Raw genomic sequence first — 25,544 nt, forward strand, 5'->3', positions numbered from 1 at the left:
AGAAGTGCCATCCGAACGAAGAAAGACAGGGTGGGTCGGTACCGGCCGGCCGGGTCGGTCCGCCGGCACGCCCCGGCTCGTCGGCGCGGCGTCCCGGGCGACCCCGCCCGCGCCCGGCTCCCGGGCCGGCCGGGAGCCGCCACGCCCAGCCCGGGGCGGTCCGGCCCGTCCGCGTACGCTGGTTCGCGCGAGGGTGAGGCCCGTCCCGGTGCCGGGGTGGCGCGGTGTCGAAGGGGAGACGATGAGCAACCAGCCCGGCAGCTCGACGGCCGAGTCCATCGACCGGTCGCCGGAGCAGCCGGCCGGGCGCACCGGGTACGCCCCGGGCACGCCCGTGCTGGCGGTGCTGGCCCTCGGCTGGCTGGCGGCGATGCTCTGGTCCACCCGGGAGGCGATCCACTCGGCGGCGGTCGGGCTCACCGCGATCACGCTGTCCGCCTTCGCCCTGCCCGGGGTGATCTCCGCCGCCCTGGTCGCCGGGGCGGCCGTCGCGCTGGCCGCGAGCGAGTTGGCCGCCCGCCGGCTCGGCGACCGGGCCGCGCTGCGCTTCGCGGCGGCGATCGGAGCCGGCATGCTGGTCGGGCTGGGCACCGCACTGGCGATCAACCTGACGTACGCCGACAACGCCACCACCAACACCATCGCCGGCACCAGCGCGGCGGCGGCCATCATCGGTGGGGCGCTGGCCGGGGCACGTACCCCGGCCCCGGTCGGCGCGGTGGTCACCGCCGCCCTCGGCACGCTGCTGTTCGTGGTGCTGTTCAGCCAGGCCCGGGACCCGCTGTTCGACCTGTTCGGGGCCGGCGACTCCCAGGCGTCGCTGGTCGGCGCCGCGAAGTGGGTCTCCCGCACCGAGTCGCTGCTCGGCGGGCTGGTGGCCGGGCTGCTCGCCTTCGGCTACCTCACCTGGGCCCGCCGCCGGGCCGTCCGGCACGCCCCGGACGCCACGGCCCCGCGCTGGCCGGCCTACCTGCTCGCCGGGGCCGGGCCCGGTCTGCTCCTGCTGCTCACCGAGGTGATCATCCGGATCGGCGGGCGGACCCTGCTGGACCTGGCGGGCGCGCTGAGCGAGGCGGACGCGGTGGCCCAGACCAGCATGGGCACCTCGCGGATCGACAACGGCATCTGGGTGCTCTTCGTCGGCGCGTTGACCACCGTCGTCCTCTTCGGCCGCACCCTCGGCCCGACCCCGCGCGACGACGACCCGGAGGACCCCGCCGAGGACTGATCCGGCCCGGCCCCGCTCAGGACACGCTACGCAGCAGCAGTTCCCACTCGGACGGGTCGTACCACTCCAGCTCGTGGTCCTCGGCCCCGTCCACCGTGAACTGGGCGTCCGGGTCACCGCCGAGCGCCTCGACCACCACGTCCACGGCGGCGGCCACGTCCCCGACCGCCTCGGCCCCGTCCACGTGCAGCGCGGCCACCGCCGACGCCGGCAGCGGCCCGTCGAGGTCGACCACGCTGGAACCCAGCTCACCGTCACCCCGGCCGACGAGGCCGGCGGGCAGGTCCACCGACACCACGACCCGGCGACGGGGCGCGTCGGCGTCCTCCCGCAGCAGTTGCAGGGCATCCTGGGCGGCCCGGGTGAAGGCGACGTACTCCAGCTCCTCCTCGTCGCCCTCGGCGTACCACTCGCGCAGGGCGGGGGTGACCGCGTGGCCGCCGCTGGCTGGCAGCCCCCGCTCCCGCAGCAGGGCCAGCATCGGCACGGTCGCCGGCACGTACACCCGGACCAGCTCGTCGCCCACCGTCGTCTCCCCTGGTCGTCTCCGCTCACCGGGGCGGCGGACGGCCGCCCCGAACGCCGATCATGCCGTACGTCCAGACCGTCATACACCGCGCACCGCCCCGGGGGAAGCCGCCGCACCAGTCGACGGGCGGTGCTGGGCGGGGAAGGCTGTCGGTGGCAAACTGGGCCGAACGACGCCAAGCCGAGGGGTTTCCGTGGAGCCGAGGTTTCTCCTGCTCTCCGACGTGGCCGCCGAGCTGAACGTGTCGGACTCGCAGGTCTACCACATGGTACGCAGCGGCGAGCTGCCCGCCATCAAGATCGGCGGACGGGGACAGTGGCGGGTCGAGCGGGCCCGGCTGGAGGAGTACATCCAGCTCAAGTACGCCGAGACCGCCGAGTGGGTACGCGGCAACCCGCTCACCGACCGCGACCCGGAGTGACCGGACCATCCCGCTGAGCCATTGACCCTGGGCGTTGCCGTGCCCGACAATCGACGCTGTCGGAAGCAAACGAAGGCAAACGCAGAGAACGAGGGGGCAACGATGGCCGACTCCCGCCGTCCGGGGCCGACCCGACCGCCGATCCGGTTACGCCCGGCCCCCGTCACCGACCCGCCCTACGTCGACGAGGTGCCGGATCTCTGGCCCCGGCCACCCGGCCAGCTCGCCCTCGACCTGTTCGGCACGGGTCGGCCCGCCGCCGGCCGACCCACCGGCCGGCGGCCCGATCCCCGACCCCGCCCCGGGCACCCGGCCGCCCCGCCCCTGCCGCCGCCCGCCACCACCACCCCCGAGGCGACCCGGGCCGCCCACCGGTTCGTCGGCACCTGCCTGGAGATCCTCAACGGCTACCGGCCACCCGGCCAGATCCGGGCCCTGGTCGAGCCGGGGCGCACCGTCGAGGTGGCCGAGCAGCTCGCCCGCGCCGCCGCCCGCACCCCGCCGGTACGCCGCCGCTCCACCCGGCCCGCCGTGCACCTGCGCCGGCTGCGGGTGTGCCAGCCGCGGCCGGCGGCGGTCGAGGTGGCCGCCGTGGTCACCGGCGGCAGCCGGAGCTGGGCGATGGCCCTGCGTCTCGAACACCGCCGGGGCAACTGGCTCTGCACCACCCTCCAGGTCATCTGACCCACCCGGGCCGGGTGGGTCACCCGGCCACGCGGGGTCAGGCTGGCCCGGTGGGGCCACCCGGTCGTGTTGATCAAGAGGTTTGCGTCAATTTGATCTTCGAAGCTGACGCAAACCTCTTGATCACCGCACAAAGGCAGGGGCGCAAAGGCGGGGGCGGCAGGGGACGGGAACGCCCTCCCGCTCGACAGAGCGGGAGGGCGTTCCCGGATCAGGCTGGGGTGGTGGGTCAGGCGCCGCCGTTGGGGGCGCCGTGGCAGCGCTTGTACTTGCGGCCGGAGCCGCAGGGGCAGGGGGCGTTGCGGGACGGGCCACCCTCGGCGGCCCGGTCGACCGGGCCGGTGTTCCGCCGGGCGCTGCTGGCCGCGGCGGCCTGACCGCTCGCCCCGGCGGCAGCCGGCCGACGCGACCCACCGGCGGCCGGACGGGCCTGCGACGGAGCCTGCGGCTGCCCACCCCCGATGCCGAGCGCCGGGGCGGACGGCTCGGGCTCGGGCCGCTCCACGGCCACCGCACCCGCGCCCGCCTCACCGTCGATCGTGGGGGCGGAGTATTGCAGCCCCTGCTGCTGCGGTGCCCGGTTCAGACCCTTGGCCCGGATCTCGACCGGCTTCTCCAGCAGCTGGACCTCCTCGGCCTCCGGCTCCGGCTCCTGGACCTGCACCTCCAGGTTGTAGAGGAAGCCGACCGTCTCCTCCTTGATGCCCTCCATCATCGTGGCGAACATGTCGAAGCCCTCGCGCTGGTACTCGATGACCGGGTCGCGCTGGGCGTACGCCCGCAGGCTGATGCCCTCCTGGAGGTAGTCCATCTCATAGAGGTGCTCGCGCCACTTGCGGTCGATGACCTGGAGCAGCACCATCCGCTCCAACTGGCGGGTGGCCTCCTCGCCGAGGTTCTCCTCGCGCCGGTCGTACGCGGCGTTCGCGTCCTCGCGGAGTCGGGCCAGCAGGAAGTCCTGGTCGAGGCCCGCCCGGGAGCCGACCTCCTCCTCCAGCTCCTCGATGGTGACGCCCACCGGGTAGAGCTGCTTGAGGCTGGCCCAGAGCTGCTCGAGATCCCAGTCCTCGGCGTAACCGTCGCTGGTGGCGCCCACCACGTACGCGCCAACGGTGTCGTCGATCATGTTGCGGACCTGGTCGGAGAGGTCCTCGCCGTTGAGCACCCGCAGCCGCTCGGCGTAGATCACCTGGCGCTGCTTGTTGAGCACCTCGTCGTACTTGAGGACGTTCTTACGGATCTCGGCGTTCTGGCCCTCGATCTGGGCCTGGGCGTTCTTGATCTGCCGGGTGACCATCTTCGACTCGATGGGCACGTCCTCCGGGATGTTGAACCGCTCCATCACCGCCTCGACCGCACCGGCCCGGAACCGCTTCATCAGCTCGTCCTGGAGCGACAGGTAGAACCGGGACTCGCCCGGGTCACCCTGCCGGCCGGCCCGGCCGCGTAGCTGGTTGTCGATCCGGCGGGACTCGTGCCGCTCGGTGCCGAGCACGTAGAGGCCACCGGCGGCGGCCACCTCCTCGGCTTCGGTCTCGCACGCCTGCTTCCAGGTGGGCAGGACCTCCTCCATCGCTTTGGCGTACTCCTCCTCCTGCTCGACCGGGTCGAGGCCGCGCTGGCGCAGCTCGCTGGCGGCGAGGAACTCGGCGTTGCCGCCGAGCAGGATGTCGGTGCCCCGGCCGGCCATGTTGGTGGCGACGGTGACCGCGCCCTTGCGGCCGGCCTGGGCGACGATCTCGGCCTCGCGGGCGTGGAACTTCGCGTTCAGCACGGAGTGCGGGATGCCCCGGCGGCGCAGCAGCGTGGACAGGATCTCGGAGTTCTCCACCGAGACGGTGCCGACGAGCACCGGCTGGCCGGCCTGGTGCCGCTCGGCGATGTCCTCGATGACCGCGTTGAACTTGGCCTTCTCGGTCTTGTAGATGACGTCGGCCTTGTCCATCCGGACCATCGGCCGGTGCGTCGGGATGGTCACCACGCCGACCTTGTAGACCTTGTTGAACTCGCCCGCCTCGGTCTGGGCGGTACCGGTCATGCCGGAGAGCTTCTCGTAGAGGCGGAAGTAGTTCTGGAGGGTGATGGTGGCCAGGGTCTGGTTCTCCTGCTTGATCTCCACCCCCTCCTTGGCCTCGATCGCCTGGTGCATGCCCTCGTTGTAGCGGCGGCCGTGCAGGATGCGCCCGGTGAACTCGTCGACGATCAGGACCTCGCCGTCGCTGACGATGTAGTCCTTGTCGCGCTTGTAGAGCTCCTTGGCCTTGATCGCGTTGTTGAGGTAGCCGACCAGCGGGGTGTTCACCGACTCGTAGAGGTTGTCGATGCCGAGCCGGTCCTCGACCTTGGCCACACCGCGCTCGGTGACCGCGATGGTGCGCTTGGCGTAGTCGACCTCGTAGTCGCCCTCGCCGTCCTTGCCGGCCTGGAGGCGGGCCACCACCCCGGCGAACTCGCCGTACCAGCGGGCGGAGTGCTCGGCGGGGCCGGAGATGATCAGCGGGGTCCGGGCCTCGTCGATCAGGATCGAGTCGACCTCGTCGACCACGGCGAAGTTGTGCCCGCGCTGGACAAGTTCCTCGTGGGACCAGGCCATGTTGTCGCGCAGGTAGTCGAAGCCGAACTCGTTGTTGGTGCCGTAGGTGATGTCGCACTCGTAGGCGGCCTTGTGCTCGGCGGCCGGCCGGTTGGGCAGCACCACGCCGACGGTCAGGCCGAGGAACTCGTGCACCTGACCCATCCAGGCGGCGTCGCGCTGGGCCAGGTAGTCGTTGACGGTGACCACGTGCACGCCCTTGCCGGAGAGCGCGTTGAGGTAGACCGCCATGACCGAGGTCAGCGTCTTGCCCTCACCGGTCTTCATCTCGGCGATGTTGCCGAAGTGCAGCGCCGCGCCACCCATCACCTGGACGTCGTACGGCCGCTGGCCGAGCACCCGGGCGGCCGCCTCGCGCACCGTGGCGAACGCCTCGGGCAGCAGGTCGTCGAGGGTCTCACCATCGGCGAGCCGCTCCCGGTACTGGTCGGTCAGTGACCTCAGCTCGTCGTCGGTGAGGTTGACGTAGTCGTCCTCGATCGAGTTGACGGCGGCGGCGATGGCCTTCAGCCGGCGCACCATACGGCCCTCGCCCGCGCGGAGGACCCTTTCCAGAATCGACACGGATCAACGCTCCCCTAGACAGTCTCGAACCATCGTAGGCGCTCAGTCGGCGCAATGGTCACTGGTGGCGGCGGTCCGACCCGACCAAACCGACATAACGCTCGGCTCAACCCGCCGCCCGGTGGTTATCCGGTTACGCCCACCGCGAACGATCCGGCACGATGACCCGCATGGAGCCTGTGGAGATCATCGAGGACGGCCTGCTGCTGCGTCCGTGGCTCGCCTCGGACGCGGACGACGTGCACCGGGCTTGCCAGGACCCGGACATCCAGCGCTGGACCACCGTACCGCGTCCGTACCGGCCTGAACACGCCCACGGGTTCGTCACCGGGATGAGCGCCCGCGCCTGGGCCGACGGCAGCGGTGCGCCGTTCGCGGTCTGCGACGCCGCCACCGGCGAACTGCTCGGCTCCTGCGGCCTGGTCACGATCGACCGGGAGGTCGAGACCGGCGAGATCGGCTACTGGACCGCCCCCTGGGCCCGGGGCCGGGGGGTCACCGTGCGGGCCACCCGGGCGGTCGCCCGCTGGGCCTTCGACGCCCTGGCGCTGCGTCGGCTGATCTGGCAGGCCGAGGTGGGCAACCACGCCTCCCGGCTGGTCGCCCTGCGGGCCGGTTTCCAGATCTCCGGTGAGCTGCGGCTCGCCCGGCCCGCCGGGAACGGCCGGGTCGAGGGCTGGGTCGGCTCGCTGCTGCCCGGCGAGGTGCCGGCGGCCGGCGCGGACGGTCCGGCCGGGCCGGGCACCCTGGACGCCCGGCGGGCCGCCGTGTTCGGCCGGCCGCAGCCCGTCCTGTTCGCCACCGCCGGGGACACCGAGTTGCGGCTGCGGCCGATGGAGGAACGCGACCTGGACGGGGTGGTCGCCACCTGCCAGGACCCGGACACCGTCCGGTGGACCAGCGTGCCGCACCCCTACCAGCGCACCGACGCCGAGGGCTACCTGACCTACGGCGGGCTGGCCTGGGCGCGGGGCAGCAGCGCGTGTTTCGTGCTGGCCGACCCGGACGACGCCTTCGCCGGCACCGTCGACCTGCGGTTGAACCCCGTCGACCCGCTGCGGGCCGAGGTGGGCTTCATGACCGCGCCGCAGGCCCGGGGCCGGGGCTGGATGCCGGCCGCGCTGGGCGCGCTCGCCGCCTGGGGCGTCACCGGCCTCGGCCTGGTCCGGGTCGAGTGGAAGGCCCACGTCGGCAACACCGCCTCCCGGCGGGCCGCCGAGAAGGCCGGCTTCACCGTCGAGGGCACCCTGCGGGGCGGCGTGTCGCACCGGGGTGAGCGGGTCGACGCCTGGGTCGGCGCACTGCTCGCCGAGGACCTGACGTGACCCCGGAGGTCATCGAGGCCGGACCGGTGCGGCTGCGGCCGTTGCGGCCGGACGACGCCGAGGACCTCGCCGCCGGCTGCGACGATCCGGTGAACCTGCGGTTCAATCCGGTGATGCCGCAGCCGTACACGGTCGCCGACGCGCACTGGTGGATCGCCGAGGGCGCCCCGGCGGCGTGGCGCAGCGGCGGCGCCGCGTACGCGATCGCCGATGCCGGAACCGACCGGCTGGTCGGCGGGGCCGGGCTCAGCCAGGTGGTGCCGGGTCGGGGGCAGGCGGAGCTGGGCTACTGGGTGGCACCGCGGGCCCGGCGGCGCGGGATCGCCACCGCCACCACCCGGGCCCTGGCGACGGCCGCGTTCCAGGCCGGCCTGGCCCGGCTGGAGCTGCTGATCAGGGCCGAGAACCCGGCCAGCCAGCGGGTCGCGCTGGCCGCCGGTTTCCACCCCGAAGGGGTACGCCGGGCAGCCGGCGCGGGCCGCGACGGCGACCGGTACGACCTGCTCGCCTGGGTACGCCTCGCCGACGACCCGCCCGGCCCGGTCCCGCGCCTGCTGCCGGACCTGCCCGACGGGCGGCTCACCGACACGGTGGTGACCCTGCGCCGGCTCACGCCTGCCGACGCCGAGGTGCTGCACCGGTTGCACACCCGCCCCGAGGTGGTGGCGACCCGGGTCCGTCCGGTTGCACCAACCAGGGCGGACATCGACCGGCGCTGCGCCGTTGCCGAGAGCGACTGGCTGACCGGCCGGGCGGCCGACTTCGCGCTGTGCGACGCGGTGACCGGCACGATGGTCGGTGGTTGTGCACTGATCTACGACGAGCCGGCCACCGGCCAGGCAATGATCGGCTACAGCCTGCTGCCCGAGGCGCGGGGGCGGGGGCTGGCCACCCGGGCGGTCCGGCTGCTGGCCGGCTGGACGTGCGGCCCGGTGGGCCTGGCCCGCCTCTGGGCCGGTACGGCCCCCTGGAACACCGCCTCCCAGCGGGTGCTGGACCGGGCCGGTTTCCACCGGGAGGGCGTGATGCGCGCCCGCCTCCCCGCTCCGACGCCGGACACCCCCCGCCCCGACACCGTCCTCTGGTCCTTCCTCCCCACTGATCCCCACCCCCTCCCGCCGCGGTGATCAAGAGGTTCGCGTCAGATGGATCTTCGAAGGTGACGCGAACCTCTTGATCGACACCGCCGGGTGGGCGGGGAGAGCGGGGCGGGTGGGTCAGGTGTCGAGGGAGATGATGCCGTAGTCGTAGGCGTGGCGACGGTAGACGACGCTGGGGCGGCCGGACTCCTTGTCGTGGAACAGGTAGAAGTCGTGGCCGACGAGCTCCATCTGGAACAGGGCGTCATCGACGGTCATCGGGTCGGCGGGGTGCACCTTCGCCCGCGCGATGTGCCAGGGCTGGTCGTCGTGCTCCTCCGGGCGCTCCTCGACGGCGGTGGCCGTGCCACCGGCGGACACGTTCGCGTCGTCCAGGCCGGCCACCGGCAGACCGGCGGTGGCGGCGGCGACCGAGATCGGCGCGTGCCGCCCCCGGTGTACGCGGCGACGGTCGGCCGCCCGGCGCAGTCGGGTGTCCAGCTTGGCGATCGCGGCGTCCAGTGCGCTGTAGAAGTCGTTCGTGCAGGCCTCGGCCCGGATCACCGGACCCCGGGAGACGCAGGTGATCTCCACTCGCTGGCAGGTGTCGGACTGCCGGGGATTGCGTTCGTGGAACAGCTCCACATCGACCCGGATGAGCTTGTGATCGTAGCGTTCGATTTTTGCGAGTTTCTCCGCTACGTGTACCCGGTAATGGTCCGGCACTTCGACGTTTCGACCCTTGACCACGATGTCCACGTGACCTCCCTTTTCCGGATGGCCGGCTGATCTTTCGAATCCGGCCGCGCGACCTCGGGAGGGCCCCTGGGAGCGTCGACCGGTCAGGTACGGCTACGCCTCCTTCCACCGTCGGGGGCTGGTGGGAAACCTTCCTACCCCCGACACGAAAACGCTAACTCCTGTACGGGCGACAGTCACCCCCGGTTGCGGGAAACCCTCAGAGAATTAACAGCAACCAACACCATGGGGTGAAACGGAAACACGAAGCGTCACCATCACCGCCGTTTTTGCGTTGCACCCAGCACGGCCGCGCCGTATGGCGTCATTCCCGCCGCACGCAAAGTCCGACTCACCGCCGCCAGGGTCGCCCCGGTGGTCAGGATGTCGTCCAGCACCACCACCGCCCGGCCACCGGCACCCCGCCCGGCCCAACCGGGCCGCAGCCGGAACGCCGACTGGGCCGCCGCGGCCCGCCCCGCCCGGTCCAGCTCCACCGAATCCGGCCGGGGCAACGCCCGCACCGGCACCGCCGTCCGCACGTCCCAGCCGGCCCGCCGCAACCGGATCGCCGCGTGCCGGGCCAACCGGGTCAGGTGGTCGCCGTAGCGCTCCCGGGCTGCCGCCGCCCGGTCCGGCACCGGCACCAGCAGCACCGGCCGGGCCTCGCCCACCGAGGCCGCCACCACCTCCGCCAGCAACCCGCCCAACGGCCGGGCCAGCCCGTGCCGACCCCGTTCCTTGTACGCCAGCAGCGCCTCCCGCAGCGGCCCCGCGTACGGACCGAGGGCGTGGCACGGGGGCAGGTCGGGCGGGGCCGGGGTGGGGCGCGCCGGCACCGGGCGCAGCGCGGCGAGCCCGCGTACGCACTGCGGGCAGCAGCCCTGCCGCAGGCGCGCGTCCCGCCGGCCGCACCCCGCGCACCCGGTCGGGAAGACCAGATCGCTCAGGTCGGCCCAGAGCCCGCCCACGTCCGGCACGGCCGGCTCAGAACAGGAAGAACGGCGCGGTCGGGCTGCCCGCCCGGCCACCGGCGGGCGGGGGCGGCACGTCGAGCACCTGCTCGCCCCGGATCGTCTCCGCCGACGACGCCCGGAAGCGGTAGGAGACCCCGTTGGCCTCGTACATCATCATCACCGTCGGCAGCACGTACGTCGGGTTGCCCGGGTACACCGCCAGGTGGGTCACCCGGGCGCCCACGTCGGTGACCAGCGGAGTCTGCTGCACCCCGTCCACGCCCACCTCGTACACGGCGGAACGGTTGGTGGAACCGGCCACGGCCAGCGCGTTCTCCTGCGCCCAGTCCACCGCCGACAGGTCGGTCAGCGTGGTGGCGACATGGCGTACCGGGCCGAGCGAGACCACCCCGCCGTCGAGGCTGGCCGTGCTGAGACAGAGCCGCCCACCGACGATCAGCGCGATCCGGTGTCCGTCCAGCGAGGCGGCCACCGCGCTGACCGGACCCGCCACGCCCACCGGCACCGGCACCATCCGGGCCCGGTCGTCGAACCGGTAGAGCCGCCCATCAGCCACCACCAGCCCGTACGGCTGGGCCGCACCGAGCGGGCGCAGCCAGACCGGCCGGCCGATCGCCGCGAAGGTCTGCGCCCCCGGGGTCATCACCTGCACCGGCGCCACCCCCGACCCGGTGACCAGCCGCTGCCGGCCGCCACCGGCGGTGGTGACCAGGGCCGCGAGGGTCTTCTCGGCGGTCCGCCGCACGGCGGCCGAGACGACGTCGTGGTTGTCCTCGGTGCGGACCGGCACGGTGCCGATCGCCTCGGCCTCGAAGGCGAGCGGGTGGATCGCCCCGGCGTAGACGGTGAACCGCTGCGGCCCCTGCGTGAGCGGGTAGACCGGGTTGGCCAGGCGGTGCGCGGCGAGGTCGTCGATGGTCACCCGGGACTGGTTGCGGGTGGTGAGCTGGAGCGGCCCGTCCAGGTCGGACAGCGACCAGGCCAACTGGATGCCGAGCTTCTCCAGCTTGCGCCGGTCGTCGCCGGGCAGGTCGAGGTTGACCTCCCACCGGCCGTCGGTCTTGACGGCGTTGTTGATCAGGGCGGTGCGGTCCGGCAGGCCGCTCACCCCCTGCCGCAGCCACTCCGACGGTCCGGCGATCAGCCACTTGACCGCCTCGCTGACCAGCCGCTCGGCCGGCACGGCCAGCGGCAGGTAGCGCTGGTCGGCGACCAGCCGGGTGGCGTCGGAGTTCCAGAAGTAGACCGTCCGGGTCTGGTAGTAGTCCCGCAAAGACAGCGTGTCGAGCAGCAGCACGGAGGGCGGATCGGTGACGTAGTAGCCGCCGGCCTCGGTGCCCTCCTGGCCCGGCTCGGCGGAGCCGCGCAGCGAGAACTGGTATTCCGTGTCGGTCACCACCGGCGGGCCGAGCACCCCGTTGGCCCGCAGCACCCCCACCTGCTGCACCGGCACCCGGACGGTGAGCAGGCCACTGGCGTTCTCGGTGATCACCGGATTCTCGATCAGCCGGACCACGTTGATCGCGACCTCGCTGCCCTGCTTCTCGGCGAGCCGGTTGCGGTCCTCCCGGGCGATGAACTGCTTGACCCGGGCGTACGCCCGCTCGGGCTCGCCGGCCGCGGCGGCCAGGAAGTTGCGGACGAACGCTTCCCGGTCGGCGCCGCTGGCCGTCCGGGTGGGGGGTTCGCCGCGAGCGAAGCTGGACGAGCCCGCCGACGCGGCCGGCCCGGAGCCGTCGACCTGCACGTCGGTGCGGTCGGGGATGCCACAGCTGGCGACGGCGGCCAGCAGTGCGGCGCAGAGCAGCCCGGCCAGGGCCCGGGGCCGGTTCACGACCGGGCCTCCGCCCGCTCGTCGGCACCGGTGGCGGACCCGGGGCCGATGGCCAGCACACCCCCGCCGGCCGGTCCGATGGCCAGCAGGTCGCCGTCGCGGGGGCCACCGAACGGCAGGGTGGCGTCGGCGGGCACCAGCCGCAGCGGTGAGGTGGTGAGCCGGTCCCCGGAGCGGACCGGCAGGGTGAGCCGGAACTGGGCGCCCTGCCCGGGAGCGCCCCACGCCTCCAGCCAGCCGCCGTGCAGCCGGGCGTCCTCCAGGCTGATCGACAGGCCCAGCCCCGTGCCGCCGGTCTGCCGGGCCCGGGACGGGTCGGCCCGCCAGAACCGGTTGAAGACCAGCTTCTCCTCGCCCGGCTTCAGCCCGACGCCGTGGTCGCGGACGGTGACCGCGACGGCGGTCTGGTCGACGCCGAGGGTGATCACCACCGGCTTCGCCTCGCCGTGCTCCACGGCGTTGCCGACCAGGTTGCGCAGCACCCGCTCGACCCGGCGCGGGTCCACCTCGGCGATGACCGGGGTGGTCGGCACGGCCAGCTCGATGGTGACGCCGACCCGTTCGGCCAGCCCGGCGAGGCGGTCGGCGACCCGGTGCACCACCGGCACCAGGTCGGTCGGCTCGGAGTCGAGCATGGCGAAGCCGGCGTCGAAGCGGCTGATCTCCAGCAGGTCGGTGAGCAGCTCCTCGAACCGGTCCAGCTCCGCCTGGAGCAGCTCGGCGCTGCGGGCCACCGCCGGGTCGAACTCGTCACGCTCGGCGAAGATCAGGTCGGCGGCCATCCGGACGGTGGTCAGCGGGGTCCGCAGCTCGTGCGAGACGTCGGAGGTGAACCGGCGTTGCAGGCGGGACATCTCCTCCAGGCGGAGGATCTGCCGTTGCAGGTTGGTCGCCATCTGGTTGAACGAGGCGGCGAGCAGGGCGAGGTCGTCCTCGCCGTCGACGACCATCCGCTGGTCGAGCAGGCCGGCGGAGAGCCGTTGGGCGGTGCGCGCGGCGACCCGGACGGGGGTCACCACCAACCGGGTGACCAGGGCGGCGAGCAGGCCCAGCAGCAGCACCAGGGCCACCCCGGTGGCCAGCACGGTGGCCCGCGCGTCGGCGGCGGTGGCGTCCTGCCGGTTGAGCGGGACGAGATAGTACAGCTCCAGCTGGCCGAAGCGGGTCGGCACCGGCGAGCCGTAGACCAGGTACTTCGTCCGTTCGCCGGCGAGTCGTCCGGTGCGGATCTGGTGGGCCACCTTGCCGTCGGCGACGGCGGCCCGCAGCTCCCGGCTGACCAGCGGGCGCACGTCCATCGCCGGCGAGGTACGGGTCTCGATGATGCCGGCGTAGTTGTCGGCGGTGATGGCGACCACCACCCCGCTGGTCTGCTGCGGGTCACCCCCGGCCAGGTAGTTGACCGTGCCCTCGATGGTGTCCTGGAGCTGCGCCTCCTGCGGCTGGCTGTAGAGGAAGAACTGCTTGGCCGAGTAGTCGCTGCCGTTGCGCAGCCGCAGCAGCACGTCGGTCTCGGCGTTGTCGAGCAGGATGCTGGTGATCTTGTCGGCGATGAGGTAGGCGAAGCCGCCGACCAGCAGGCTGGACACCACCAGCGTGATGGTCACCACCCGGACCTGCAACGACCGTCGCCAGGTCTGACGCAGGCCGGCGGTCACCCGCAGCGCGCGGCCCACCAGCACGCGCCGCAGGGCCCGCGCGGCGGGGCGCCAGCCGGCGGTGTGCTCGGGGGTGGGGGCGGGTGCACTGGTCACGGTGCAACCCAGGCTATCCGGTACCCGCCTTGTAGCCCACGCCCCGCACGGTCAGGATGATTTCCGGCCGCTCCGGATCCGGCTCGATCTTGGCGCGTAGCCGCTGCACGTGCACGTTGACCAGCCGGGTGTCCGCCGCGTGCCGGTAGCCCCAGACCTGCTCCAACAGGACCTCCCGGGTGAAGACCTGACGCGGCTTGCGGGCGAGCGCGACCAGCAGGTCGAACTCCAGCGGCGTCAGCTTCACCTCCTCGCCGTCGCGGCTGACGGTGTGCGCCGGCACGTCGATGGTGATCTGGTTGCCGGGCGGGCCGATGGTCAGCATCTCCGGTGCGACGTCCTCGCCCCGACGCAGCCGGGCCCGCATCCGGGCCACCAACTCCTTGGGCTTGAACGGCTTGACCACGTAGTCGTCGGCACCGGACTCCAGGCCGAGCACCACGTCGACGGTGTCGCTCTTGGCGGTCAGCATGACGATCGGCACGCCCGATTCGCCACGGATCGCCCGTGCCACGTCGATGCCGCTCATTCCAGGCAGCATCAGGTCGAGCAGCACGATATCGGGGCGACTGTCCCGGAACGCGGCCAACGCCCGTTCCCCGTCGGCGACGAAGGAGGGCAGGAAACCCTCGCTGCGCAGGACGATGCCGAGCATCTCGGCGAGCGCGGGGTCGTCGTCGACCACCAGTACCCGGGCTCTCATGGGGTTTATGTTTCCATCCCCGTTCAGTTGGTGGGATCGGCGTCTGGATGGCACGGTACTGCCGGACGAGGTGCCTCCGCACGTCCCACGCGCGATATCTCCCCCGATGACCGCATCGCGTGAGCCGCACGGTGGGTCCGCCCGGCCGGTCGTCCCGTGTCACCATGATCCCCGGGCAGGTCGCCGCCCGCCAGCCACCATCCGCAGGAGTACGCGTGCCCGACGTCGGCCCGACCGCCGTGCTTCCCCGGCGTCCGCTCACCGTCGGCGAACTGCTCGACTCCGCCGTCCTGCTGCTGCGCGACCAGGGCCGGGTGCTGGTCCCGCTGGGCGTCCTGCTCGCCGCCGGTGAACAACTGCTGCTGTATCCGCTGCGCCGGCTCGCCGACGCGCTGCCCCCGGTCTGGTGGAGCGACAGCGGGGTGTTCCCGCTGTGGTGGCAACTGCTCGCGGTGGGCGCCGCCGCCGAGGCGGTGATCGTCCTACTGCTCGGCAACCCGGCAGCGCGGGCGGCCGGCGCGGCGCTGCTCGGCCGCCGGGCCACGGTGGCGGAACTGCTCCGCCCGGCCGGCGCCCGCTGGGGCGTCACCCTGCTGCTCGCCCCGGCGGTGGGCCTGCTGATGCTGATCGCGGCGCTGCTCGGCCCGGCCTGGCTGGTCGGCTACGGGCTGCTCGGCTCGGTCGCCGCGGCGGTGGTGCTGGACCGGGTGCCCGGGGTGTCGGCGGTGCCCCGGGCGGCCCGCGTCGCGGTGCGGGGCCGGGCCGCCGCCGTCCGGCTGCTGGGCTACCTCGGCTGGTGGGTGCTGCGGGTCGGGCTGGCCCTCGGTCTCTTCTTCGGCGTCGAGTCGCTGCACCTGGTCGACCTGGCCGACCCCGGCGTACGGGTCGCCGCCACCATGCTCGCCTTCGGCGCGGTGAACAGCGTCGCCTACCCCGCCCTGGCCTGCCTGGACGCGGTGATCCACCTGGACGTCCGGATGCGCACCGAAGGGCTGGACATCCAGCTCGCCCGTACCCCCGCGGGGCTCGTCGCGGCTCACCTGCCGGCGGTCGGCAGGTGAGCCGGTGGTGGACCGAGGCCGTCGCCGCGCTCGGCGACGTGCTGCCGCTGCCGCTGGCGGCGCTGCTGGTGGTGCTGCTGGCCGGGGTGGTGGCGCTCGCCTGGTACCACTTCCCGGCCTGGGTGCCCCGCCGGCTGCCCCGGCTGCGGCTGCCCCGCCTGAGGATGCCCCGGTGGCGGCTGCCCCGGCAGCGACGCCGGACGGCCGACGGGCCGGGCGCGGTGGCGCTGCCCCGCCCCCGTAGCGCCGACGACGACCTCCCGGCCGACGCCGCGCGCTCCCTGGCCGACCGGCTGGCGGCCGAGGGCCGGTACGCCGAAGCCGTCCGCGAGCGGCTGCGCGCCATGGTCCGCCGGCTGGTCGCGGTCGGCGCGGTGGCCCCCCGGGCCGGGATGACCGTCACCGAACTGACCGACGCGGCGGCCCGCGCCCGGCCCCCGGTCGACCCGCCGCTGCGCGCCGCCGGGGCCATCTTCGCCGAGCTGTGGTACGCCCAGCGCCCGGCCGCCGCCGACCACGACCGGCGGATGCGGGAACTCGCCGACGACCTGGACCGGGCGCTGTCCGCCCCACCACCGGACGGGGGCACCCGGTGACCGGCCCCACCACCGCCACGGTCGACGGTCCACCGCCGGCCCCGCCGGCTGCGGGCGGCCCGCCACCGGCCGCGCCCGTGCGGCGACGCCGCCGCCGGCACCGGGTGCTCGTGCCGTTGGCGCTGGCCGCCGCCCTGCTCGCCGGCACGATCGCCGCCCACGAGCTGGACCAGCCCGACCCGGGAGACCCCGGCTTCCTCTCCCCGGTCGCCACCGACGACGACGGGGGCAGCCGCCTCGCCGACGCGCTGCGCGCCCGGGGGGTCACCGTCGCCCGGGAGACCGACCTGCTACCGGCCCTGCTCGGCCTCGACCGTGGCCCGGCCACCCTCTTCGTCCCGGCGGCGGAGCTGCTGCACCCGGACACCCTCGGCGCGCTGGGCGAGCTGCCGGCCGGCCGACGACTCGTCCTCGTCGACCCGTCCCGCCGGGTGCTCGAATCCGCCGGCCTGCCGCTGGTGCCGACCGACCGCCGCTGGGCCACCCGGGCGTTCTCCCCGGAGGCCGGCGGCCGGCCCTGCGCGGTGCCCGAGGCGACCCGGGCCGGGGTCGCCGCCGCCGGACTCCAGCGGTACGCCGCCACGCCCGGCACGGCGGCCGCCCTCGACCGTTGCTACGCCGACGGCCTGGTCCGGCTGCCCGGCCGGGCCGAGGTGATGGTGATCGGCGCCAGCGACCCGTTCCGCAACGACCGGATCGCCGAGCACGGCAACGAGGCGCTCGCCACCGGCCTGCTCGGCGTCCACGGGCGGGTGGTCTGGTTGGACCTGGACGGCCCGGCACCGGCGCCGACGTTCGGCCGGCCCGGCGGCACCGGCGAGCCCGCCTGGTCACCCACCCCCGGCGGGTCCACCGGATACGACGGCGACGGCAGCGGCGAGGCCGGCCCGGGAGGCCCCGGCACCGCCACCGGTGACGGCGACGGTTCGGGTGACGCCCCCGAACCGGCCGGTCCCCCACCACCTGACGACCATCCGCTGCTGGACGCCTTCCCGCCCTGGTTCTGGGCGCTGCTGCTCCAGCTCGCCCTGGTCGCCCTGCTGATCGTGCTGTGGCGGGCCCGCCGGCTCGGCCCGCCGGTGACCGAGCCGCTGCCCGTCGAGGTCCGCTCCGCCGAGACCGTGCTCGGTCGGGCCCGGCTCTACCAGCGGGCCCGCGCCCGGGGCCCGGCCGCCGCGACCCTGCGTACCGCCGCCTTGGGGCGGCTGCGCGGCCGGCTCGACCTGCCCGCGACGCTCGGGCCGGCGGAGGTGGCGGCCCGGGTGGCCGGGCCGGCCGGCGGCAGCCCGGAGCAGATCCACGAGCTGCTCTTCGGCGCGGCCCCGCAGACCGACACCGAACTGCTGGAGCTGGCCCGGTCGCTGGACCGGCTGACCCGTACCGTGGCGGCAGCGCCCGGCCGTCCGACCGAAGGAGACCCCCGGTGACCCGACCCGCCACCACCGCCGAGCCCACGGCCGGCCCGGACGACGCCCGGGCCGCCCTGCACCGGCTGCGCACCGAGGTGGCCAAGGCGGTCGTCGGTCAGGACTCGGTGGTCACCGGCCTGGTGATCGCGCTGCTCTGCCGGGGCCACGTCCTGCTGGAGGGGGTGCCCGGGGTGGCGAAGACGCTGCTGATCCGTACCGTCGCCACCGCACTGGACCTGGACTCCAAGCGGGTCCAGTTCACCCCCGACCTGATGCCCGGTGACGTCACCGGTTCGTTGATCTTCGACCCGCGTACCGCCGCGTTCACCTTCCGGGAGGGGCCGGTCTTCACCAACCTGCTGCTCGCCGACGAGATCAACCGGACGCCGCCGAAGACCCAGTCGGCGCTGCTGGAGGTGATGGAGGAGCGCCAGGTGTCGGTCGAGGGCGCCCGCCGGCCGCTGCCGGACCCGTTCATCGTGGCCGCCACCCAGAACCCCGTCGAGTACGAGGGCACCTACCCGTTGCCCGAGGCGCAGCTCGACCGGTTCCTGCTCAAGCTGACCGTGCCGCTGCCCAACCGGGACGAGGAACTGGGGGTGCTGCGCGCCCACCACGCCGGCTTCGACCCACGTGATCTCGGTGCGGCCGGCGTACGCCCGGTGGCCGACGCCGCCGACCTCGCCGCCGCCCGGGAGGCCGTCGGTCGGGTGCACGTGGCCGAGCCGGTGCTCGCCTACATCGTGGACCTGTGCCGGGCCACCCGGGTCACCCCGGCGCTGGAGCTGGGCGCCTCACCCCGCGGGTCCACCGGGCTGCTCAGCACGGCGAAGGCGTGGGCCTGGCTGGCCGGCCGCGACCACGTCACCCCCGACGACGTGAAGGCCACCGCCCGGCCGACGCTGCGGCACCGGCTGCGGCTGCGCCCCGAGGTGGAGTTGGAGGGGGTCGGGGTCGACGCCGTGTTGGACACGGTGCTGGCCACCGTGCCGACCCCGCGATGACCTGGCGGGCGGCCGTCCTGCTGCTGGCGGGCGTGCCCACCCTGCCGTTCTGGCCGGATCCGGTGCCCGCCGTCGCCGTGATGACCGCCGTCGTGCTGCTGCTCACCGCCGTGGACTGGGCGCTCGCCGCCCCGCTGCACGGGCTCACCCTCGACCGGGAGGGCGACCGGGCCGTCCGGATCGGCCACCGGGCGACCGTCACGCTGCGCCTGGCCAACACCTCCGGCCGTACGCTGCGCGCCCAGGTGCGCGACGGGTGGGTGCCGTCGGCGGGGGCCCGTCCGGACGTACCACCGGACCGGGTGTCCCGGGTCGGACCGGGCGGAGTGTTGGTGCTGCCCAACCGGCTCACCCCCACCCGGCGCGGCGACCGGCCGGCGGTGACGGTGACGGTGCGTTCGCTCGGGCCGCTCGGGTTGGCGTTCCGGCAGCGGGCCGGGCGGCCCGCCACCCCCGGCTGGACGCTGCGCGTGCTGCCCCGGTTCGACTCCCGGCGGCACCTGCCGGAGAAGCTGTCCCGGCTGCGGGTCATCGACGGCACCCAGGTCACCCGGGGCCGCGGCCAGGGCACCGAGTTCGACACCCTGCGTGAGTACGTGGTCGGCGACGACGTGCGCTCCATCGACTGGCGGGCCAGCGCCCGCCGCTCCGACGTGCTGGTCCGCACCTGGCGGCCGGAGCGCGACAGGCGGTTGGTGTGCGTGCTGGACACCGGCCGCACCTCGGCGGTGCGGGTCGGCGACGTACCCCGGCTGGACGCCGCCATCGACGCGGCGTTGCTGCTGACCGCGCTGGCCGCCCGGGCCGGCGACCGGGTCGACCTGCTGGCCGCCGACGCCACGATCCGGGCCACCGTCACCGGCACCGGACGGCGGGACCTGCTGCACCGGCTGGTCGACGCGCTCGCGCCGGTGCACCCGGCGCTGGTGGAGACCGACTTCGACCTGATCGTCGCGGAGATCCTGCGGCGGCACCGGCGGCGCAGCCTGGTGGTGCTGCTGACCGCGCTGGAGCCCGGCGCGCTCGCCGAGGGGCTGCTGCCGGTGCTGCCCCGGCTGGCCGCCCGGCACCGGGTGGTGGTGGCGGCCGTGCACGACCCGGTGCTCACCGCGTTGACCACCGGCCCGCCGGTACGCCCCGAGGACGCCTACGCCGCCGCGGCCGGCTGGCGGGCGCTCGCCGAGCGGGACCGGGTGCGCGCCGCCCTCGGCCGGTACGGCGTGACCGTGGTGGACGCCCCGGCGGACCGGCTCGCCCCGGCCCTGGCCGACACCTACCTCCGGCTCAAGGCCCTCGGTCAGCTCTGACCCTGGCAGGTCAGCGGGGTGGCCGGGAGGTGGGATGCCAGGCGCGGGCCGGGTCGGTGCTGGGCCAGAGTTCGGCGAGCCACGGGTCGACCCGTTCGGCAGGTGCCCGTTCGGCGGCGACCGCCCGCCGGCCGAGCAGCACCACGTAGGCGAAGAAGCCCAGCCAGACCGCCGCGCCGACGCCGACCCGCAGCGCCACCGGCACCGGTGCCGGGGTGACGAACGCCTCCAGCAGCGCGGAGACCGCGAACAGCCCGACCAGGCCCACCGCCACCAGGATCGCCGACCGGCCCGCCTCGGCGACCGACCGGCCCCGGCCCAGGTGCTCCGGCGGCGAGATCCACGCCCAGGCGGTACGCAGCCCGACCCCGGCGGCGACGAAGACCCCGGTCAGCTCCAGCAGCCCGTGCGGGGTGATCAGTCCGAAGAAGACGTCGGAGCGGCCGTAGGAGACCATCACGCCGCCCACCACCCCGATGTTCAGCGCGTTCTGCCACAGCAGGTAGAGCACCGGCACGACGAGCACCCCGGCGGCGAGGCACTGGGCGGCGATCCAGGCGTTGTGGGTCCACAGGTGGAAGGCGAAGGTCGGGGCGGAGAACTCGGTGTAGTAGCCGGCGAAGCCGGAGTCGACGAGGTCGGCGGCGGCGTCCGGGCCGATGAACGCGGCGGCGGTGCCCGGGTTGCCGGCGACGTACCAGATGAGGAAGCCGCTGAGCAGGCTGAACCCGGTCGCCACCGCGCACCACCACGGCCAGGCCCGGTAGACCGCGGCGGGGAACCCGACGGTGAGGAACCGCCCGAGGGCCGACCAGGAGGCCCGCTGCCGGCCGGTGATCCGGGCCCGCGCCCGCAGCACGAGCTGGGAGAGCCGGCTGGCCAGGGCCGGGTCGGGTGCCCGGCTGCGCAGCGCCGACAGGTGGGTGGCGGTGCGCTGGTAGAGGACGATCATCTCGTCGATCTCGTCGACGTCGAGCCGGCGACGGTCGCAGAGCAGCTCCAGCCGTCGCCACTCGTGGCCGTGCTCGGCGACGTACGCGTCGAGATCCACTGGTCCTCCCCCGTCCCGCGACCATAGTGTTCACTGTCCGGGTGAGCGCGCAACCACCGGTGCCGTCCGGCACCGTCCCGACCGGCGTCGACCCGGCGGGGCACTGGGCGGACGCGGGTCTGGTCAGCGGCGAGGCCGTCGCGCTGGACGTCCGGGCGGCACGGCTCGGCTCCCGGGTGTTGGCGCTGCTGATCGACATCGCCGGTCAACTGTTCTGCGCGGCGTTGCTGGCCCTGACGTTGACCCCGCTGGTGCTGATCGTGCTCCCCGACCAGGTGGTGGACCGGGCCCTCACCGGCGCGTTGGAGACCCTCGGCCTGGTGCTGGTGGTGGTCGGCTACCCGGTGCTCTGGGAACGCCTCAACCATGGCCGGACGCCCGGCAAGCTCGCCGTGGGGCTGCGGGTGGTCAGCGCCGACGGCGGCCCGGTGCAGTGGCGTCAGTCGCTGACCCGGGCGCTGGTCGGCGCGGCCGTGGAGTGGCCTGGGCTGGTGCTGCCGCTGCTGAGCTGGGTGGCCGGGGCGACGGTGATGCTGACCGACCCGCGTGGCCGACGGCTGGGTGACCTGGTGGCCGGCACGATGGTCGTGCACACCCGCACCACGCACCCCTGGCGGCCGGCCCCGGCGATCGTCGCGCCGCTGGTCGGCTGGGCCACCACCCTGGACCTGACCCGGCTGGACGATGCACTGGCCCTGGCGGTGCGGCAGTACCTGACCCGGGGGCAGCAGATCGTCGAGCCGTACCGCAGCCGGCTGGCCCGGGAGCTGTGGCGCGAGGTGGCGGCGGTGACCGCACCGACGCCGCCGCCCGGCGTACCGGAGCCGTTGCTGCTGGCGGCGGTGCTGGCCGAACGCAACAGGCGCGGCTCGCTGCGGCTGCGCCACCAGCGGGCGCTCACCGCCTCCCTCTGGCCCGACCCGGCCACCCCCGCCGTCGTCGCGCCGGCCGCCGACCCACCGGCCCCGGCCAGGGTACGACCGGCCGTGCCGGTGCTCCGGTCGGCGTCGCCGGACGGCCCGGCCTGACCGGTACGCCGCTCAGCCGAACAGGGTGCGGCCCCACCAGTCGGCGGCGTCGCAGACCCCGGGCGGGCAGGCGAACAGCCCGCTGGAGACGTGCCGCAGGTACTCGTTCATCGCGTCGTTGCGGGCCAGCCGGGTCTGGATCGGCACGAACTGCCGGCGCGGGTCCCGCTGGTAGGCCATGAAGAACAGCCCGGCGTCGAGCCGGCCCAACCCGTCCGACCCGTCGACGTAGTTGTAGCCCCGGCGCAGCAGCCGGGCGCCGTCGTTCTGCGTGGGGTGGGCGAGGCGCACGTGTGAGTCCACGGCGATCACCGGCTGGCCGTCGTCGCCCTTCGCGGCGAAGTCCGGCTCGTCGAACTCGTCGCGGCGGCCCAGCGGCGCGCCACTGCCCTTGGTCCGGCCGACGATCTGCTCCTGCTCGGTCAGCGAACTGCGGTCCCAGGTCTCGATCTGCATCCGGATCTTGCGGGTGACCAGGTAGGACCCGCCGGTCATCCAGTCCGCGCCGTCCTCCGGCTGGGCCCAGAGCTGCTCGCGCAGCAGCCCGGCGTCCTCGGCCTTGAGGTTGGCGGTGCCGTCCTTGAAGCCGAAGAGGTTACGCGGGGTCGCCTGGTCCCGCGACGTCGACGAGGTACGCCCGAAGCCGAGCTGCGACCAGCGGACGCTGACCACGCCCATCCCGATCCGGGCCAGGTTACGGATGGCGTGCACGGCCACCTGCGGGTCGTTGGCGCACGCCTGCACGCACAGGTCGCCGCCGGAGATCTCCGGGCGCAACGCGTCCCCGGCGAAGTGCGGCAGGTCGGCCAGCGCGGCGGGGCGGCGGCCGGCGATGCCGAACCGGTCCCGGCCCTGCGCGTCGCGGAACAGCGTCGCGCCGAAGCCGACGGTCAGGGTGAGCTGCGACGGGGGCAGGCCCAGCGCCTCGCCGGTGTCGTCCGGCGGGGCCTCCGGCATGCCGCCGACGGCACCGATCACCCCGGCGTCCTTTCCGCCGGTCATCCGGGCGGCGGCGGCCGTCCACTCCTGGAGCATCGCGACCAGCCGGTCCCGGTCCTTGGTGATCACGTCGAAGGCGACGAAGTGCAGCCGGTCCTGCGCCGGGGTGGTGATTCCGGCCTGGTGTTCACCGTGGAACGGCACCGCACCGGCGGCCCCGTCGTACGCGGCGGCCCGGTCGCCGTCGCGGGTCAGCGCGCCCGCTCCGGCGGCCACCCCGGCCACCCCGGCGACCCCGACCCCGGCGAGGGTGATCGCCCGCCGCCGGGACAGCCGGCGGCGTCCCCGGCCGGCGGTGCTGCTCTGCTCGCTCATCGACTCTCCTGGGAGGGACCGGCCGCCGTACGACGACCGTGCTGACCCGTCGTCACCGGGCGACGGCGGCGGCGACCTTGCTGACCGGCTCGGCGAGGGCGTTGATGCTGTCCGACAGCTCCTTGAGGTCGGTCTTGCTCAGCTGGGTGTGCAGCTTCCAGCCGTCGCCGTCGCGGTGCTTGCCGAGCGCCGCCTCCACGTTGGCGAACTCCTTGTCGAGCTGGGCGACCAGCTCGGGGGCGCGCTGCTCCAGCGCCGGCCGCAGTGCGGCGACGGCGGCCTTGGAGCCCTCCAGGTTGGCGTTGAAGTCCCAGAGGTCGGTGTGCGAGTACCGCTCCTCCTCGCCGGTGATCTTGCCGCTGGCCACCTCGTCGAGCAGAGCCTTGGCACCGTTGGCGAGCTGGAGCGGGGTGAGCTTCTCGGCGTTGGCCCGGGTCACGATCTCCTTGACGTCGGCCAGCAGCCGGTCGGCGATCGGGCCGTCCTTACTGATGTCCCCGGTGGTCCAGAGGTCCTTCTCGATCCGGTGGAAGCCGGTGAACTCCATGCCCTCCTCGATGACCTCCTCCCGACCGTCGATCTTCGGGTCGAGGTCGCCGAAGCTCTCCGCGACCGGCTCGATCCGCTCCCAGTAGGTGCGGGCCACCGGGTACAGGGCCTTGGCCTTCGGCACGTCGCCGGCCTTGACGGCGGTGACGAACTCCTCGGTCTTGGTCAGCAGGGCGGCGGTCTGGCTGGTCACGTACCGCTGGTAGCTGGCGGTGGCCTCGGTCAGCGCGGCGTCCGGGGCCACGGTCGCGGCGGTGCCGCTGACCTTCAGCGCGCCCCGGATGCCCCGGCCGCTCATCCCGGGCTTGCAGGCCGTCTCGTACGTCCCCGCCGGCAGCTCCACCCGCAGTTCCCGGCTCAGCCCCGGGGCGATGTTCTCCACCTCGCCCATCACCCGGTCACCGGCGGCGTAGACGTAGAACTCGTTGACCTTGCTGCCGGAGTTGGTCACGGTGAAGGTGGCCTGGCCGGCGTCCAGTTCGGTGACGTCGACCTCGCACACGCTGTCGGTGGCCTTCACCTTGACCGTGTTGCCGGCGCCGGCGTCCCGCTGGTCGTCCTTGCCACCGCAGGCGGTGACACCGGTGACGGCGAGTGCGCCGACGGCGGCGAGCACCAGGAAACGGGTGGTACGCATCGTTGCTTGTCTCCTTGCAGAGGGCGGTGGATCAGGCGCGCCGCGACCCGGCCGGCTGCGCGGTGGCGGGGCCGTCCTGCGCGGCGGTGGCGTCGCCGTCGACGGCGGTGGCCTCGGGGTCGTCGACGGCGGTGGTCGTGGGGCCGTCGGTGCCGGTGGCCTTGGGGTCAGCGGCGGTGGTCGTGGGGCCGTCGGCGGCGGTGGTGGGGGCCGGGGCAGGCTTCGCCGGGGCGGCCGGTCGGCGCAGGAACAGCACCAGCACCGGTACGGCGTACGCGACCCAGGCGAGCATCTCCAGCACGCTCGGGGCGGCGGTGACGTTGAACATCCCGGCCAGCAGGGCGGCGTACCAGGTGTTCGGATCGAGCACGCCGGTGATGTCGAAGGCCAGGTCGTTCAGGCCGGGCAGCACCCCGGCCTCCTGGAAGTCGTGCACCCCGTACTTGAGGATGCCGGCGGCGACCAGGATCAGCAGCGCGCCCGTCCAGGTGAAGAACGTGGACAGGTTGATCCGCACGGCGCTGCGGTAGAGCAGGAAGCCGATCCCGACGGCGGTGGCGATGCCGCCGACCAGGGCCAGCAGCGGCCCGGAGCCGGTGCCGCCGGTCGCGCTCTGCGCCGCCGAGTAGAAGATCAGCGCGGTCTCCAGGCCCTCCCGGACCACCGCGAGGAAGGCCATCCCGGCCACCGCGAGCGAACCGACCGCGAGTGCCTCGCTCAGCTTGCCGCGCAGCTCACCGGCGATGGTCCGGGCGGCCCGACGCATCCAGAAGATCATCCAGGTCACGAAGACCACGGCGGCGACGGAGGTGACGGCCTCGAACAGCTCCCGGTCCTCGGAGCGGGCCAGCAGCGAGGTCGAGGTGTACTCGATCAGCCAGCCGAACAGGACCGAGAGCGCCACGGCGAGCCCGACGCCGGCCCACACCTGCGGCAGCCGGTCCCGGCGCTGCGACTTGACCAGGAAGGCCACCAGGATGCTGACGACGAGCGTCGCCTCCAGGCCCTCCCGCAGGCCGATCAGGTACGTGGCGAACATCGGTGCTCCGTGTCGTGGTAAGGCTTGCCTCAGGCAACTTAGGGCAGCCATACCTTCCTCCTGATCGGGGCTTCCGTCAAGTCGTTCCTGACAGCTTCACCCTGGTCGGAAGGGTCGGCC

At 74.1% G+C, this 25,544-nt stretch carries 22 protein-coding genes; 11 read left to right on the forward strand and 11 right to left on the reverse strand.

The genetic code is table 11. The features are described from left to right. The first annotated feature begins 241 nt into the window (after window positions 1-241). Window positions 242-1,228 carry a hypothetical protein gene (locus tag ACN265_RS26385; RefSeq protein WP_420118979.1) on the forward strand — a complete coding sequence of 329 codons (987 nt, stop codon included), beginning with the start codon at window positions 242-244 and terminating at the stop codon, window positions 1,226-1,228. Window positions 1,229-1,244: 16 nt separating this feature from the next. Here the strand turns inward: ACN265_RS26385 and ACN265_RS26390 are convergent, their stop codons facing one another. After that, complete coding sequence (locus tag ACN265_RS26390; RefSeq protein ID WP_357931636.1) at window positions 1,245-1,754, reverse strand: DUF6912 family protein; 510 nt, start codon at window positions 1,752-1,754, stop codon at window positions 1,245-1,247. A gap of 196 nt (window positions 1,755-1,950) precedes the next feature. On the opposite strand from ACN265_RS26390, the gene ACN265_RS26395 reads away from it, so the two are divergent. Then, window positions 1,951-2,178, forward strand: coding sequence for a helix-turn-helix domain-containing protein (locus tag ACN265_RS26395; RefSeq protein ID WP_067306191.1), 228 nt, complete (start codon window positions 1,951-1,953; stop codon window positions 2,176-2,178). Between the two features lie 102 nt (window positions 2,179-2,280). Further along, entirely contained in the window at window positions 2,281-2,862 is a 582-nt protein-coding gene (locus ACN265_RS26400) for an Rv3235 family protein (protein ID WP_204927323.1), read from the forward strand. A 229-nt stretch (window positions 2,863-3,091) separates the two neighbouring features. On the opposite strand, the gene secA is transcribed toward ACN265_RS26400, so the two are convergent. After that, window positions 3,092-6,019 carry a preprotein translocase subunit SecA gene (secA, locus tag ACN265_RS26405; RefSeq protein ID WP_204928218.1) on the reverse strand — a complete coding sequence of 976 codons (2,928 nt, stop codon included), beginning with the start codon at window positions 6,017-6,019 and terminating at the stop codon, window positions 3,092-3,094. Between the two features lie 170 nt (window positions 6,020-6,189). Here secA and ACN265_RS26410 point away from each other — a divergent pair, with 170 nt between their 5' ends. Both ACN265_RS26410 and ACN265_RS26415 read left to right on the forward strand, forming a co-directional pair. Beyond that, on the forward strand, window positions 6,190-7,344 hold the full coding sequence (locus tag ACN265_RS26410; protein WP_421410293.1) for a GNAT family N-acetyltransferase: 1,155 nt from the start codon (window positions 6,190-6,192) through the stop codon (window positions 7,342-7,344). After that, window positions 7,341-8,471 carry a GNAT family N-acetyltransferase gene (locus ACN265_RS26415; protein ID WP_421410295.1) on the forward strand — a complete coding sequence of 377 codons (1,131 nt, stop codon included), beginning with the start codon at window positions 7,341-7,343 and terminating at the stop codon, window positions 8,469-8,471. The genes ACN265_RS26410 and ACN265_RS26415 overlap by 4 nt, the downstream gene beginning before the upstream one ends. A 90-nt stretch (window positions 8,472-8,561) precedes the next feature. On the opposite strand, the gene hpf is transcribed toward ACN265_RS26415, so the two are convergent. From hpf to mtrA, 5 genes are all read right to left on the reverse strand, one after another. After that, on the reverse strand, window positions 8,562-9,182 hold the full coding sequence (gene hpf / locus ACN265_RS26420; RefSeq protein ID WP_204928221.1) for a ribosome hibernation-promoting factor, HPF/YfiA family: 621 nt from the start codon (window positions 9,180-9,182) through the stop codon (window positions 8,562-8,564). A gap of 257 nt (window positions 9,183-9,439) precedes the next feature. After that, complete coding sequence (locus tag ACN265_RS26425) at window positions 9,440-10,141, reverse strand: ComF family protein (protein ID WP_421410297.1); 702 nt, start codon at window positions 10,139-10,141, stop codon at window positions 9,440-9,442. A gap of 7 nt (window positions 10,142-10,148) precedes the next feature. Then, entirely contained in the window at window positions 10,149-11,972 is a 1,824-nt protein-coding gene (locus ACN265_RS26430; RefSeq protein ID WP_421410300.1) for an LpqB family beta-propeller domain-containing protein, read from the reverse strand. Beyond that, window positions 11,969-13,654 carry an MtrAB system histidine kinase MtrB gene (mtrB, locus tag ACN265_RS26435; protein ID WP_420116052.1) on the reverse strand — a complete coding sequence of 562 codons (1,686 nt, stop codon included), beginning with the start codon at window positions 13,652-13,654 and terminating at the stop codon, window positions 11,969-11,971. Before mtrB ends, ACN265_RS26430 begins: the two co-directional genes overlap by 4 nt. Before the next feature lie 85 nt (window positions 13,655-13,739). After that, complete coding sequence (gene mtrA / locus ACN265_RS26440; RefSeq protein ID WP_067306208.1) at window positions 13,740-14,429, reverse strand: MtrAB system response regulator MtrA; 690 nt, start codon at window positions 14,427-14,429, stop codon at window positions 13,740-13,742. A gap of 215 nt (window positions 14,430-14,644) precedes the next feature. Here mtrA and ACN265_RS26445 point away from each other — a divergent pair, with 215 nt between their 5' ends. The 5 genes from ACN265_RS26445 to ACN265_RS26465 are packed head-to-tail and all read left to right on the forward strand — an operon-like array spanning window position 14,645 to window position 19,806. Continuing rightward, on the forward strand, window positions 14,645-15,490 hold the full coding sequence (locus ACN265_RS26445; protein ID WP_421410304.1) for a hypothetical protein: 846 nt from the start codon (window positions 14,645-14,647) through the stop codon (window positions 15,488-15,490). Continuing rightward, window positions 15,487-16,086 carry a DUF4129 domain-containing protein gene (locus tag ACN265_RS26450; RefSeq protein ID WP_421410307.1) on the forward strand — a complete coding sequence of 200 codons (600 nt, stop codon included), beginning with the start codon at window positions 15,487-15,489 and terminating at the stop codon, window positions 16,084-16,086. The genes ACN265_RS26445 and ACN265_RS26450 overlap by 4 nt, the downstream gene beginning before the upstream one ends. Next, window positions 16,083-17,513 carry a DUF4350 domain-containing protein gene (locus ACN265_RS26455; RefSeq protein ID WP_421410310.1) on the forward strand — a complete coding sequence of 477 codons (1,431 nt, stop codon included), beginning with the start codon at window positions 16,083-16,085 and terminating at the stop codon, window positions 17,511-17,513. The genes ACN265_RS26450 and ACN265_RS26455 overlap by 4 nt, the downstream gene beginning before the upstream one ends. Beyond that, entirely contained in the window at window positions 17,510-18,499 is a 990-nt protein-coding gene (locus ACN265_RS26460; RefSeq protein WP_204928226.1) for an AAA family ATPase, read from the forward strand. The genes ACN265_RS26455 and ACN265_RS26460 overlap by 4 nt, the downstream gene beginning before the upstream one ends. Next, window positions 18,496-19,806 (forward strand): DUF58 domain-containing protein, encoded by a 1,311-nt coding sequence (locus ACN265_RS26465; RefSeq protein WP_421410313.1) that lies wholly within the window; start codon window positions 18,496-18,498, stop codon window positions 19,804-19,806. Before ACN265_RS26460 ends, ACN265_RS26465 begins: the two co-directional genes overlap by 4 nt. 10 nt (window positions 19,807-19,816) lie before the next feature. Here the strand turns inward: ACN265_RS26465 and ACN265_RS26470 are convergent, their stop codons facing one another. Further along, entirely contained in the window at window positions 19,817-20,857 is a 1,041-nt protein-coding gene (locus ACN265_RS26470; RefSeq protein ID WP_204928228.1) for a stage II sporulation protein M, read from the reverse strand. A 41-nt stretch (window positions 20,858-20,898) separates the two neighbouring features. On the opposite strand from ACN265_RS26470, the gene ACN265_RS26475 reads away from it, so the two are divergent. After that, complete coding sequence (locus ACN265_RS26475; protein WP_421410316.1) at window positions 20,899-21,885, forward strand: RDD family protein; 987 nt, start codon at window positions 20,899-20,901, stop codon at window positions 21,883-21,885. Window positions 21,886-21,897: 12 nt separating this feature from the next. Here the strand turns inward: ACN265_RS26475 and efeB are convergent, their stop codons facing one another. Genes efeB through efeU form a run of 3 tightly spaced genes read right to left on the reverse strand, consistent with a single transcriptional unit; the run spans window position 21,898 to window position 25,424 of the window. Then, window positions 21,898-23,199 carry an iron uptake transporter deferrochelatase/peroxidase subunit gene (gene efeB, locus ACN265_RS26480; RefSeq protein ID WP_421410319.1) on the reverse strand — a complete coding sequence of 434 codons (1,302 nt, stop codon included), beginning with the start codon at window positions 23,197-23,199 and terminating at the stop codon, window positions 21,898-21,900. Window positions 23,200-23,251: 52 nt separating this feature from the next. After that, window positions 23,252-24,385, reverse strand: a complete 1,134-nt coding sequence (gene efeO, locus ACN265_RS26485) for an iron uptake system protein EfeO (RefSeq protein ID WP_420116049.1) — start codon at window positions 24,383-24,385, stop codon at window positions 23,252-23,254. Between the two features lie 31 nt (window positions 24,386-24,416). Then, entirely contained in the window at window positions 24,417-25,424 is a 1,008-nt protein-coding gene (gene efeU, locus ACN265_RS26490; protein ID WP_421410322.1) for an iron uptake transporter permease EfeU, read from the reverse strand. Between the last annotated feature and the right edge of the window lie 120 nt (window positions 25,425-25,544).

Source organism: Micromonospora sp. WMMD730 (assembly GCF_049178955.1).
Taxonomy (GTDB): Bacteria; Actinomycetota; Actinomycetes; order Mycobacteriales; family Micromonosporaceae; genus Micromonospora; species Micromonospora wenchangensis.

Bases quoted from the DNA above. Each gene is read 5' to 3' on its own strand.
- efeO (WP_420116049.1), bottom strand. From the start codon at position 24,385: ATGCGTACCACCCGTTTCCTGGTGCTCGCCGCCGTCGGCGCACTCGCC.
- ACN265_RS26410 (WP_421410293.1), top strand. From the start codon at position 6,190: ATGGAGCCTGTGGAGATCATCGAGGACGGCCTGCTGCTGCGTCCGTGG.
- efeU (WP_421410322.1), bottom strand. From the start codon at position 25,424: ATGTTCGCCACGTACCTGATCGGCCTGCGGGAGGGCCTGGAGGCGACG.
- ACN265_RS26385 (WP_420118979.1), top strand. From the start codon at position 242: ATGAGCAACCAGCCCGGCAGCTCGACGGCCGAGTCCATCGACCGGTCG.
- efeB (WP_421410319.1), bottom strand. From the start codon at position 23,199: ATGAGCGAGCAGAGCAGCACCGCCGGCCGGGGACGCCGCCGGCTGTCC.
- ACN265_RS26465 (WP_421410313.1), top strand. From the start codon at position 18,496: ATGACCTGGCGGGCGGCCGTCCTGCTGCTGGCGGGCGTGCCCACCCTG.
- mtrA (WP_067306208.1), bottom strand. From the start codon at position 14,429: ATGAGAGCCCGGGTACTGGTGGTCGACGACGACCCCGCGCTCGCCGAG.
- ACN265_RS26400 (WP_204927323.1), top strand. From the start codon at position 2,281: ATGGCCGACTCCCGCCGTCCGGGGCCGACCCGACCGCCGATCCGGTTA.